The organism is Anaerolineales bacterium (assembly GCA_016928575.1).
Classification (GTDB): domain Bacteria; phylum Chloroflexota; class Anaerolineae; order Anaerolineales; family RBG-16-64-43; genus JAFGKK01.
In genome coordinates, this window is the sequence record JAFGKK010000121.1 from 1 (window position 1) to 12,875 (window position 12,875).

The following is a 12,875-nucleotide window of genomic DNA, read 5'->3' on the forward strand; positions in this document are numbered from 1 at the left end:
CCCCTCCTCCCTTCCCGTATGACGGGAAGGGAGGAGGGGGCAGGGGGAGGAGGGATGGGATGGTTTCGATCAGCCGCAACCTCGACTGGGGACTCGGCTCACGATGGGAGGAGGGGGCAGGGGTTGGGGGTGAGGATGGAACGGGAGGAGAGGAAAACAGACGCCGAATGAGTGAAAAAGGTCGGCAGGGAAGTCGGGATGGGACGGCGCTCGCGAAAAGCGGATTCTTCCGGAGGAGCGCGTCAGATTCCTTCCCTTCCTCGCTCTTTTCCCCCACTCCTGGCTTAGGTTACAAATGGGGGAAAGCCCATCCCTGAGCCGGAGACGAAGGGAGGGTGGAGGATTGGGAAGCGAGGAAGGGAGGTCAAGGCTGAGGCGAGGAATTATCCGCGGGGATTTGTGCGGCGGTCCGGGGGCGTTTGCGGATCCGATAAGCCAGCACGGCCAGCGCGATGATCGCGAACGCGCTGACGCAGCTGCGTCCGGCGAAGCCCTCCTCAACATCGCTGAAGAAATTAAAGAGGACAAAGAATCCCAGCCCTCCGGCTACCCACGCCAGCCGGTGCCGATCGTCCCATGCCCCGCCGTTGCCGGACCAGCGGAGAAGCAGACCCAGCGTCAGCGCGTCCAGGACGACCAGCCCGCCGGCGGCCAGCCACAGCGGTGGAGCCCAAAAGTCCGGGAGCATAAACACCGAAACGAAGAACACCGTCATGTTGACGAAGCCCAGCAGCCAGAAGAACAGCGGATGCGGAGGGGATTTCTTCACCCGCCGGGGAAAACCGGCCGGGAGGCGGCGCGCCGCGAGAACCAAACCGGCGATCGCGATCCACGAGAGGATGTACCCCGACGCGGGCGGGACGAACCGGGTCATCAGCCAGCCGGCCGGCACCCACAACGTTAATCCGAGGATGCAAGCGATCAGCCCCCGATCCCCGAGCCAGGGCTCTGTCCGGCGGTCGGCGTGGATCATTTCCGCCAGGATCACCGCGGCCGCGACGCTGATCAGCACGTGGAAGTGAACCATCGTTTCGGACCAATTCCAATTGACGCCGAGGGCGTAATATTGCTTCAGGTTTTCGAGTTCGCTCCAGTTCGGATCGAAAAACGAACGCACGACGATCGCTTCCTCGAAGATTCCGTAGGCGACGGCCATCAGCATCAGGCTCAGGCCGCCTTTCCTCCAGCGCCGGACAAGCTCGCGGCAGACGAGCGCGCCGAGCCCGTACGGCAGCATCAAGAGGGCGACGCTGAGCGGATTGCAGAGTTGCACCGGCGGCTGATGGCCAGAGACGATCTCCCCCAGCAGCGGGGCGAGTAGGAGCAGGGTAAGCCAGGGAGGGATGCGCTTCATATTGCGTTTCTCTCGCCTTCCCGCCCCCTCCCGCTCTCCCCCATTTGCGAAGAGAATATTTTTCTTCCGTTCGGATTCATTTTCCGCAAAGGGGGGAGGAAAAAGGAGGGGACGGGCGGGATCATCCGATATCCCCGTGGTATTCCTGCAGCGAGCGCACGCGGGTCTCCACGCGGCCGTGGTCGGCGATTCCCTGGGCTGCGGCCAGCGCGGCCGGGATGGTGGTGATGTAGGGAACGCGGTATTTGATCGCCGCCTTGCGGATGTAGGAATCGTCCGTCTTGCTTTCCTTTCCAGCCGGTGTGTTGATCACCAGCTGGATCTCCTTGTTCATGATTCCGTCGACGATGTTGGGCCGGCCTTCAGTCTGCTTGTTGATCGGCTCGGAAGGGATCCGGTTGTCGGCCAGGTAGCGGTGGGTGCCGCGGGTGGCGCGGATCCGGAACCCCAGCTCGTGAAACGCCTCGGCCGCCTTCCGCGCCGCCGGCTTGTCGCGGTTGGCGACGCTGATCAACACGGTTCCGCGGGTCGGCAGGGTTTGCTGGGCGCCGGCCTCGGCTTTGAAGTACGCCAACCCGAAGGTCCGGTCCAGCCCCAGCACTTCGCCGGTCGAACGCATCTCCGGTCCGAGCAGCGGGTCCACCTCCGGGAACATCGGAAACGGAAAGACCGCCTCCTTGACGCCGAAGTGCGGAATCTTTCTTTCGCGCAAATCCGCGTCGGCCAGCTTTTTCCCCAGCATCATCCGGGTGGCGATCCGCGCCATCTGGACGTCGCAGACCTTCGAGACCAGCGGCACGGTGCGCGAGGCGCGCGGATTGGCTTCCAGCACGTAGACCTTGTCGTCGGCGATGGCGTATTGCATGTTCATCAGCCCGACCACGCCCAGTTCGTGGGCGATGCGCTGGGTGTGGCGGAGGATCGTCTCCAAGTGCCGCGGGGGGATGCTGACCGGCGGGATGACGCAGGCCGAATCCCCCGAATGGATCCCGGCCTGCTCGATGTGCTCCATCACCGCCGGAACGTAGGTTGCTTCCCCGTCGGCGATCGCATCGGCTTCGGTTTCGAGCGCGTTTTCGAGGAAGCTGTCGATGTAGATCGGCCGGTCTGGGGTGATTTGCACCGCCGCGGCGACGTAAGCCTTGAGCGCTTCTTCGTCGTAAACCACTTCCATGCCGCGGCCGCCGAGCACGTAGGACGGCCGGACGATCAGCGGATATCCGATTCGCCCCGCCACCGCCAGCGCGTCCGGCAGGTTGGACGCCATGCCGGAGGCCGGCATCGGAATCCCCATCTTCTCCATCATCGCGCGGAACCGATCGCGGTCCTCGGCCAGGTCGATCACCTCGGGGGTGGTGCCGAGGATCTTCACCCCGGCCTCCTCCAACTCGCGGGCGAGGTTCAAGGGGGTCTGGCCGCCGAATTGGACGATCACGCCCTCGGGCCGCTCTTTCTCATAGATGCCGAGCACGTCCTCGACCGTCAGCGGCTCGAAATAAAGCTTGTCGGAGGTGTCGTAATCGGTGGAAACGGTTTCCGGATTGCAGTTGACCATGATCGTCTCGAAGCCCATGTCGCGCAAAGCGAAAGCCGCGTGCACGCAGCAGTAGTCGAATTCGATTCCCTGGCCGATCCGGTTGGGGCCGCCGCCGAGGATCATTACCTTTTTCTTCGCGCTGGTCGGGACGGAATCCGGCGCGTTGTAGGTGGAGAAGTAGTAAGCGGCGTTCTCCACTCCGCTGACCGGGACCGCCTCCCAGGCCTCCGCCACGCCGATCGCCGTGCGGCGACCGCGGATCTCCCGTTCGGAGACCCCCAGCAATTGGGCGAGGTAGCGGTCGGCGAAGCCGTCCTGCTTGGCCCGGGCCAGCAGGGCGTCGGGCAGGGTGCGGCCTTTGTATGCGATGATCTCTTCTTCGAGCGCGACCAGCTCCTTCATCTGCTGCAGGAACCAGGGTTTGATATGGGTCAGCGCATACAGGTCCTCGATCTTCGCCCCCTTGCGCAACGCTTCGTAGAGGATGAACTGGCGTTCGCTGGTGGGCTCCTTGAGAATCCCGAGCAGCTCCGCGAGGGTCCGCTCGTGGAAATCCTTGGCGAATCCCAGCCCGTAACGTCCGATCTCCAACGAGCGGATCGCCTTCTGCAGGGCCTCCTTGTAGGTTTTACCGATGCTCATCACCTCGCCCACAGCGCGCATCTGCGTGCCGAGCCGGTCCTGGGCGTCCTTGAATTTCTCAAACGCCCAGCGGGCGAACTTCACCACCACGTAATCGCCGTACGGCGCGTACTTGTCCAGCGTTCCTTTGCGCCAGTAGGGAATCTCGTCGAGGGTGAGTCCGCTGGCCAGCTTGGAGGAAATCAGCGCGATCGGAAAGCCGGTGGCTTTGGAGGCCAGGGCCGAGGAGCGCGAGGTACGCGGGTTGATCTCGATCACCACCACCCGGTCGGTCTGCGGATCGTGAGCGAACTGCACATTCGTCCCGCCGATGACCTGGATCGCCTCGACGATGGCGTAGGACCATTTCTGCAGGCGCTGCTGCAGCTCGGGGGAGATGGTCAGCATCGGCGCGGTGCAGTAGGAATCGCCGGTGTGCACGCCCATCGCGTCCACGTTTTCGATAAAGCACACCGTAATCATCTGTCCCTTGGAATCGCGGACCACCTCGAGCTCCAGCTCCTCCCACCCCAGGACGGATTCTTCCACCAGCACCTGGCCGACGAGGCTGGCGGCGATGCCGCGGCTGGCCACCACCCGCAGCTCCTCGATGTTGTAGACCAGCCCGCCGCCGGTTCCGCCGAGGGTGTAGGCCGGGCGGATCACCACCGGGTAGCCCAGCCGCTCGGCCACCTTCTCGGCGTCCTCGACGCTGTAGACCGCCTCGCTCTCGGGCATTGGGATGCCGAGCGACTTCATCGTCTCCTTGAAGGCCACCCGGTCCTCGCCGCGTTCGATCGCGTCGATGTCGACCCCGATCACCTTCACGCCGTACTTTTCCAGCACGCCCTGTTTGGCCAGTTCCGAGGCGAGGTTCAGCCCGGTCTGCCCGCCGAGGTTCGGCAGCAAGGCGTCCGGCCGCTCCTTGGCAATGACCTCGGTCACGCTTTGCACGGTCAGCGGTTCGATGTAGGTGGCGTCGGCCATGCCCGGGTCGGTCATGATCGTCGCCGGATTGGAGTTCACCAGGACGATCTTGTATCCGAGCCCGCGCAGCGCCTTGCAGGCCTGGGTCCCCGAGTAATCGAACTCGCAGGCCTGGCCGATCACAATCGGACCGGATCCGATGATCAGCACCTTGTGGATGTCTTCGCGTTTGGGCATCGTCGAGCTCCGTATAGAAGGTTCCTGAAAGACAAGGCAGTCGCTTTACCGGTCGGCGGGCGGGGAAGGAAGAAAACCCCGCGGCCGCATTGTGGAAAAAACCATGGGCGGCAGAGGATTGCGGTTGCGCAAAGGCCGGAGGCGCCTCAATCCGTTTCCGGAACAACCCGGCCGGCAACTCGCTCCTATTCGTGACAGTACGGGAGCGTATTATAACTGGGAAAGCATCGAGGCGATGGCAATCCTCGATGGCCGCTTCAGGGAGTCGTCCGCGATCGGACGGTTGAGACAGGAACCATGGGGAGAGTAGTGTTATCAAATTATTCGAGAGAGAGAGGGGAGGGCGGGGGAGGGGGAGGCAGAGGAGATACAAAACCGTTTAGTGCCTGCTCAGGATGTCTATTTCCGTGCAAAATCTTTACTACTCAGCTGGCGATCGTCATGCTGGCGCCCGCCCTCGGCGTGTTCTTTGCCGGGGGTGAAATTAGCCGGCATCCAGTATATCTTCAATAAATACTGGACCCCAGGTTCGATCATGCCGGGGTGACGGACAAAGCCTAAAACACTGGTGATGTTATGATGAGATTATTCAGTAGAAATTAGCTGCCTGATCAGTTGCTAAAAATCTCAAAAAAGAGCTGCCGGCGTTTTTGGTTCTATTTGTCATCCCGGCGCGGGCATGACGACCACTGGCTGAGTAATTACATAGTAATTTGCTTATGGATTGGGGGATTCGATATCGAAGAGAGTCAAGAAAAATCCGTTTTCCCGTTTGGCGAATAGCTCGCGCAGGAGGAACTTATGGTTCGATACGAATATTTCCCTTACGTCGTAGGGGGAGTCCTCTTTCTGTTTTATTGTATTCGATACGTAGGCCTGTGTTTTCATGGAATTCGGCGGCGGCGGCCTGTGTTTATTGTCCATCGAATCCCGGAAGATGGTCTGTTCCGATTGGGGCTGCTGATGTTGTGCACATCGGTTTTTGGGATCCGGAAGATAGTGATTGATAATCAAGTCAATGTCGTATCTGTCCTTTTGATCCTGATCATAACGGTGCTTATTCCCCTGCTGGTGTTTGCGATTTTCTATCGGAGGAGATCCAAATCCGACTCTGCGATCCATGCGACAATCCTTGGCGTCAAGGGTGGAGCGTTCCATCTGTTGCGGCAAGCGTTGTGGAAGGAAGGAATCGACTTTTCGGAAGGAAAAAACTATTTTAATTTATTGGGTCACAATTCGACGATCGAAGTCAGCGGCTGGGGTGCAGTGGGTTATTCCGCGATCAAATTCTATCCGGAAGAAAAAAGTCATCTTTTTGAAATGCTTGTTTCCCGAATGAAGGCCTGTAATGACGAACATGCCGACAAGTTTTCCATTTTTACACTCATCCCGCTATTGCTTTTTTGGACGGCATGGATCGCTATCAATTTGGTAGTTATTTATTTTTCTATTGAGGAAGTCGTCCCGCATGTGTAGCCATCCTCTTGATGATGAGATGAATGGTTTTTCTTCCCGAACTTGGCTGAAAGCTCGTCGATTACCATGACGGCGGATATTGCCTGGGTCGGGCACCGATCCGGCATCGCGCGAGTTTGGGAATCAAATCGCCCCCGATCTTTTTGGCGGGCAGGCCGAACCGTCCACCTTGCATTACGGATACTGGAAAACCCATTCTGCTACAGATCATCGTCATCAACCCCATTTCTGTATTTTCCATTGGCTAAAGCCGGATTGTGAGCCGGACGAAGATATTCTTGACCGGGATTGTCCGTAGGTGGCAGGACGGCCGGGCGTCGGGTTACAATTGCGGAATGAACAAGCGCCCGAGACCGGTCCGGATTTTCTTGCGAGCGCCGTTTCTCCCCGCGCTGACGGCGGCGCTGGTGATCGTGCAGCTCTTCGCCCCCGGCAAGGAGTGGACCGCGCTGTTGATCGCCGTGGGCGGAGTCTGGCTGATCGGCTGGGCGTGGATCCGCGAGTTGGCTCGCCATCTGACTCTTGTGCGCGAAGTGCGCTTCGGCTGGGCGCACGTGGGTGACCTGCTCGAAGAGCGCTTCTCGCTGATCAATACGGGCTGGGCTCCGGCCGTGTGGGTGGACGTCCTCGACCGTTCGACGATGCCGTCGTACGATCCCAGCCGCGTCAGCGGCGTGGGCCGCTATTCTGAAACCCGCTGGCAAACCAAGGGCCTGTGCGCCCGCCGGGGCGTGTACATGCTCGGCCCCACGTCGATCGTCGCCCAGGATCCTTTTGGAATCTACCGGCTGGAAATGGAATACCCGGCCGCCTCGACGATGGCGGTGATGCCCCCGGTGATTCCGCTGACGGAGATCGACATCGCCCCCGGCGGCCGGACCGGCGACGGCCGGATGCGGATCGACGCGCAGGAGCGGACCGTGGACGCCTCGACCGTCCGCGGCTACCTGCCCGGCGACAGCCTGCGTTGGATCCATTGGCCCACCTCCGCCCGCAAGGGAACCCTGCACGTGCGCCTGTTCGACGGAATGCCGGTCGGGGATTGGTGGATTTTCATCGACATGCAGCGCGCATGCCAGGCCGGCGAAGGCGAGCATTCCACCGACGAGCACGCCGTGGTGCTGGCCGCCTCCCTCGCCGCGCGCGGGATCGGCGAAGGGCGGGCGGTGGGCCTGGTCGGGCAGGGCGCGCGCGACTTGTATTGGTTCCCCCCCCGCCAAGGCGAAACGCAGCTCTGGGATATCCTGCGCGCGCTGGCGATGATTTCTCCCGCGGAGAGGCCGCTGGGCGACCTCCTGAGCCAGCTGCAGCCCCGCGAAACCGCCCGCTCCAGCGTGATCCTGATCACCCCGGAGGTGAGCGGGCGGTGGCTGGAACCCTTGCTTAGGCTGATGCGCCGCGGCATCAAGCCCACTGTGCTGCTTCTGGATCCCGCGTCGTACGGCGGGAAGGGGGATTCCGGACCGCTTGCCTCCCAGCTCCTGGAATGCGGAATCATCCAATACCGGATCACACGCGACCTCCTCGGCCGCCAGGATCTGCGCCCCGGCACCGGGGACGGCATTAAATGGAAGGTCACTCCCCGCGGGAGGGCGATCATTTCCGAAAAGGTCGACCTTTCCTGGAAGGAGCTCGCATGAACGCCGCGGGCGAGTGGATCCTGAAGCGGACGGATACGCGCGGCTTGCTCAAACCGGCGCTGCTCGCGGCTGTCCTGGCGGCGGCGGTCGGGCAGATAGCGCCGCTGATCGTCCGCGCGGACGCTGCGTTGTTCCTCAGCGCGGCCCTCTGCGGATTGCTCGCCGGCTGGCTGATCGGCCGCCTCCCCCTGCCGCCGGCCGCCGCCGCCGCGGCAAACGCCGCCCTGGGGATTGATTTTCTGCTGCTGACCGTCGGGCGGCTGGATCTTCCGTTCCGCCGCTGGATCGGCTTGTCGGCCGTATGGTTCGCACGATTTCTCCCCCAGTTCCGGAACCTGGAATTCGACGCGGCCTCTTGGCGGGCGGAAACGGGCCTGCTCCTGACCGGGCCTTCGTCGGTGGTGGCGCGCTTCTTCGCCTGGGCGGCTTCCATCCGGCGCGGCGACGAAATTTTCGATCCGGTCGCCTCCGCGTTTTTCTGGGGCTTGGTGTTTTTCCTGCTCGGAGCCTTCGCCGGCTGGGCGCTGAGCGCGCGCCGTAAGCCCTTCGCCGCCGTCCTTCCGCCGGTGATCCTTTCGGCGGGCGTCTCCGCCGCCCTGGACGGGGATTGGCCTTCCGCCGTCGTGATTGCGGGATTGGCCATGGCGGCCGTGATTGTTGCGGAGCACATCCTGAAGGAAGAGGAATGGGACCGGAGGGGAATGGGGTATTCGACCGGCATCCGCTGGGACCTGAGTTTCTCCGCCGGGCCCGTGCTCGCTTTCTTGTTGCTGGCCGCGTACACCGTCCCCGCCATACCCTACGACGACATCTCGCGCTGGATCCGGGAGCATTCCCAGCCGGCGGCCGCGCCGGCGGATGCCGGCGGCCGGACTTCCGGCGAAGGCGGGGCGGTCGGCCCGGGCGTTCCGCGGGCGGATAGCGAATTTCCCCTCACCCATTACCTGGGCGCCGGCCCGGACCTGACCCGCGAGGTGGTCCTGGTTATCGTCACCGGGGAGACTCTGAAGTATTTTCCGGGGATGCGCGAGCCCTCCGCCCCGCACCATTATTGGAAGGCGGTCACTTACGACATCTACACCGGCAGCGCCTGGCTCACCGGCGCGACCGAGGAACGGGAAATGCTGCCCGGAGAGAGGATCCGGGAGGAGTTGCCGTTCGGGGTGAAGTTCCATCAGGCCGTTACGGTGAACCGCTACGGATCCGGTCCGCTCTACGCCGCGGGCGAAGTGGTCACGGTCGATACGCTTTTCCGGGTGGTGACCCGGACTTGGGAGGATGTTTTCGGCATTCTCGTGCCGGGATCGTCGTACGAAGTGGATTCCGTTTACACGGATGCGGATGTCGGCGAACTGCGCGCCGCGGGGACGGACTATCCGCAGTGGATCCGCGGACGCTACCTGCAGCTGCCCCGGGGATTGCCGCAGCGGGTTCATATCCTCGCCCGCGACCTCACCGCCGCGCCGGCCACGCCCTACGACCGCGCCGTCGCCATCCAGGAATACCTGCGCGCCGAGATGCGCTATTCCTTGGACGTCGAAGCGCCCCCGCGCGACCGCGATGTGGTGGATTTTTTCCTGTTCGATTCAAGGGAAGGCTTCTGCGATTACTACGCCACGGCGATGGCGGTGCTGGCCCGGTCGGCGGGGATCCCGGCCCGGATCGCGTTCGGGTACGCATCCGGGACGTTCGACTCGGTCCAGGGGAAATTCACCGTGCTGGAATCCGACGCGCACGCCTGGCCGGAGCTCTACTTTCCCGGAATCGGCTGGGTGGAGTTCGAACCCACGTCTTCGATGGCCATGATCCGGCGGGAGGAAGCCCCCGCCGCTTCCGAATTCATCCCGGCGGCGGGGCGGGAAAACGCGACTCCGGCCGTCCTGACCTGGATCGGGGGGATTCTGCGCCGCATGTCGGCGCCGGCGCTGATCCTGCTGGTGTCGCTTCCCACGCTCGCCCTGGCGTGGATCCTGCTTGCCCCCTTCCGGTATTGGTTCCTCGCACCCGCGGCGGTCCTTCCCGGGATATACCGCGAACTGGCGACCCACGGGCGGAGGCAGGGCGTTCCGCGCCTGCCCTCCACGACCCCGGCGGAGTTCGCGCACCGGCTGGCGCGGATAAACCCCGGCCGCGGCGTCGACCTGCATCGGATTGTGGATTTATATTCCATGCAGGTGTACGGCGGAAAGCCGATCACCGCCGCGCGGCGGAGGGAAGCGGCCGCACTCTGGCCCGGGTTGGACCGCGGCCTATGGATTAACTGGTGGAATCGGTGGACCGGAAAATGGCGGAACGTATTCCGGCGCCGTGCCCGTTCCGAGCCGGGGTGAACCGGGTTCTGGGCGATGGATCCCCGGGTTCCGGCCGGCCGATGTGGACAAAAACGCGGATTGTCACGATAGAGAGCCGATCCGTTAGCGCCGTACGCCTTCCCGTGATCGTCTTTCCCCCACCCCCGATCCAACCCAATCAGGACGGGTTTCCCTTTGTGCGGTTGCCGCCGGTGCAAGCGGGGTGTTCCTCGGCGGAAATCCAATCGTCGTAACTCCGGATCCCGGCGTGGATCAACCCGGGCCGGCGAAAAAACGGTTGCGGAGCAGACTCCCAAACGCCGCCCCCATGCTTATTCTACGGCCCCCCGCGCAAGCGCCTTCCGCCCCTTTGTCCGCAGACCGCTACGTGGAATGCCTTCGCTGGTAATAGAGGATCAACAGCAGCCAAAGAAAATGAATCGCCGCGGGCAGAATCGTGGAAAACTGGTCGAAATAGAAAACCAGCGGATTGACGGCGGCGATGGAAAGCATCAGCCCGATGACGCCCAGGGAAACCCCCAGCCTGTTGCGGCGGACGATCAGCATCATGGCCGCGACGATCAGGATCATGCCCACGACGGCCTCGAGCCCCAGCCGGGCCGAATACCAGTACATCGCCGTCAGGCTCGACACATAGCTTTGCGTCACCCAGCCGGCCAGGATTCCCTCCAACCTCGCCGGCGCCGGCAGGGCCAGGAGCAGGCGCACCAACCCCACCGCCTGCATCGCCCCTAATGCGGCCAATCCTCCGGCCAGAAGGATCCGAAAGGTGTCCGGCGACAGCCGCCGCCGCTCGAACCGCTTCAGGAGCGCCCGGATTCTCCGCGAGAGGCGCGGCCGCGAAGGGGAGATCATCAGCCGGTCGCTTCCCAGAAATTGGATCAGCCCGTCGGTGAGGTGAAGCAGGCCGGGATCCCGCGCCTGGGCGCGGATCTCCCGCAGGCGGGTCAGCAGTTCCGCCCGTTCGCGGGCATCGAGATCCCGGTCGAGGACTTCCTCCAGGCCTTCCAGCACGCGATAGAGGGAAGTGCGCGGATCCTTCGCCGACGGCCGGCTGAATTGGACATAGATCCAAACGGTCAGCAGGAAGAAAACATACACGATCGGCGCCGCCGGCGGATAGAAGTAATCGTTGGTGCTGGTGATGAATTTTCCGACTTCGTCGAGGAACAGACCCGCGCCCGCGCCCGCCAGCAACGCCGCCGACGTTTGCGCCCAGCGGTTGGCGAGAATGAGCGGCAGGAGGGAGGCGGCGAAGAGCAGCAAGCCGCCCCACAACACGTGCGCGATGTGCAGGTTGCCGGAGGCCAGGCGCGGGTATCCGGTCAGTTGGAGGAACAGGCGGGTCAAGGTGATCGAGGCCGCGAACGACAGCAGGGTGAGGAGAAGGTAGTGCGGCGCATCCTCGCGGCGAACCGGAGAGCGGATTTTTCCTCGGGAGGATTTCATGGGATATGCCCCCTCCATTATCCTCCACCGTTTGGCGCGTCGCACCAAGCCGGGGAGGGCGGGGGCGGGAGGAGGATGCCGGCGGGGGTCACCAATCCCTCACGGCGGTCTTTTCCCCGATCCGGATCTCCATCGGCGAGGCGGGGTCGAGCGCCCAGCGGATGCGGGCGATTCCTTCCAAGACGTCCGCCCGGCTCCCGCAATAGGATAACCGCAGATGGTTTTCGGCGCCGAATTCCTTTCCCGGAACCGTCACAACGAAAGCCTGTTCCAACAGGAAGCTGCTCAGCGCGGTCGAATCCTTTCCGTACGCGGAAAAATCCGGCAAGCAATAAAACGTGCCCTGGGGCTTCGCGATCCGCACGCCCGGGATTTCCGCCAAGGCCGCGAGCATCGCATCCCGGTTGGATTCGAGCAACGACACCAATTCCGCCACGCCCTCCTGCGGACCCTTGAGCGCGCCCTCCGCCGCGGCCATCAGCACACCGGAGTTGCAGGAAGTGGTCGCCGCTTGGATGTTGTTCATAACGGCGACGACCGCTCGGGGAGCGGCCGCCCAGCCGATGCGGAAGCCGGTCATGCCGTAGATTTTCGAAACCGCGTTGAGGAGAATCAGGCGCGAATCTTCCGCTCCGCGGTCGGTGTAGGCGCAGGGGTTGGGGGCAACCTTCCCGTCGAAGACCAGCTTGTGATAGATGTCGTCGGCCACGAGCCAGATACCCTCGCGTTCGCAGAAACGCACGAGCTCCTCCACCAGCCCGGCCGGATAGAGCGCCCCGGACGGGTTGTTGGGGCTGTTGTAGAGGATCGCTTTGGTCCGGGCGGTCACCGCCCCGAACAGGTCCTCGGCCCGCGGGATATGGGTCTGCGGGGAGGAGGGGACGATCACCGGCACGCCGCCCGCCATGCGGACCATTTCCGGATAGGAGACCCAATACGGCGCGGGGATGATCACCTCGTCGCCGGGGTCGGTCAGCGCGAAGAGCAGGTTGTAGAGGGTCTGCTTGGCGCCGGCGGAGATGAGGATGTTGTCCGCTGTGGCTTGGCGGCCGTAGTTCCGCTCGGTGTATTCGGCGGCGGCTTTGCGCAGCGAGGCGGTGCCGGCGGAGGGAGTGTATTTAACATCGCCGGTGGAAAGGTAGGCGCAGGCCGCGTCGATCGCGGAGCGCGGCGCCTTGTTCTTCGGCTCGCCGCCTCCCAGATGGATCACGGGGATCCCCTCGGCGAGCATGGATTTGGCCAGCGCGTTGAGCCTCAAGGTCGGCGATTCGGCGATGGAGGAAGCAAGTTTGCCTAATTTCATCGGGTCGCTCCCGGCGGGG

General features: G+C 63.2%; 7 protein-coding genes. 3 read left to right on the plus strand and 4 right to left on the minus strand.

Annotation, left to right across the window (positions count from 1 at the left end):
- Positions 1 to 364: 364 nt before the first annotated feature.
- Positions 365 to 1,354 (minus strand): hypothetical protein, encoded by a 990-nt coding sequence (locus JW929_14500; GenBank protein ID MBN1440615.1) that lies wholly within the window; start codon positions 1,352 to 1,354, stop codon positions 365 to 367.
- A 121-nt stretch (positions 1,355 to 1,475) separates the two neighbouring features.
- Positions 1,476 to 4,676, minus strand: a complete 3,201-nt coding sequence (gene carB, locus JW929_14505; GenBank protein ID MBN1440616.1) for a carbamoyl-phosphate synthase large subunit — start codon at positions 4,674 to 4,676, stop codon at positions 1,476 to 1,478.
- Between the two features lie 801 nt (positions 4,677 to 5,477).
- Here carB and JW929_14510 point away from each other — a divergent pair.
- From JW929_14510 to JW929_14520, 3 genes are all read left to right on the plus strand, one after another.
- Entirely contained in the window at positions 5,478 to 6,152 is a 675-nt protein-coding gene (locus tag JW929_14510; GenBank protein ID MBN1440617.1) for a hypothetical protein, read from the plus strand.
- Between the two features lie 368 nt (positions 6,153 to 6,520).
- The gene (locus JW929_14515; GenBank protein MBN1440618.1) at positions 6,521 to 7,792 is read left to right on the plus strand and encodes a DUF58 domain-containing protein; all 1,272 of its coding nucleotides are present in this window, start codon (positions 6,521 to 6,523) and stop codon (positions 7,790 to 7,792) included.
- The gene (locus JW929_14520) at positions 7,789 to 10,122 is read left to right on the plus strand and encodes a DUF4129 domain-containing protein (protein ID MBN1440619.1); all 2,334 of its coding nucleotides are present in this window, start codon (positions 7,789 to 7,791) and stop codon (positions 10,120 to 10,122) included. The genes JW929_14515 and JW929_14520 overlap by 4 nt, the downstream gene beginning before the upstream one ends.
- Before the next feature lie 345 nt (positions 10,123 to 10,467).
- Here JW929_14520 and JW929_14525 read toward each other — a convergent pair whose 3' ends face one another.
- Together JW929_14525 and JW929_14530 are read right to left on the minus strand one after the other, a co-directional pair.
- Positions 10,468 to 11,553: a hypothetical protein gene (locus JW929_14525; GenBank protein MBN1440620.1), complete on the minus strand. Its 1,086-nt coding sequence runs from the start codon at positions 11,551 to 11,553 to the stop codon at positions 10,468 to 10,470.
- Between the two features lie 88 nt (positions 11,554 to 11,641).
- Entirely contained in the window at positions 11,642 to 12,856 is a 1,215-nt protein-coding gene (locus JW929_14530; protein ID MBN1440621.1) for a pyridoxal phosphate-dependent aminotransferase, read from the minus strand.
- Between the last annotated feature and the right edge of the window lie 19 nt (positions 12,857 to 12,875).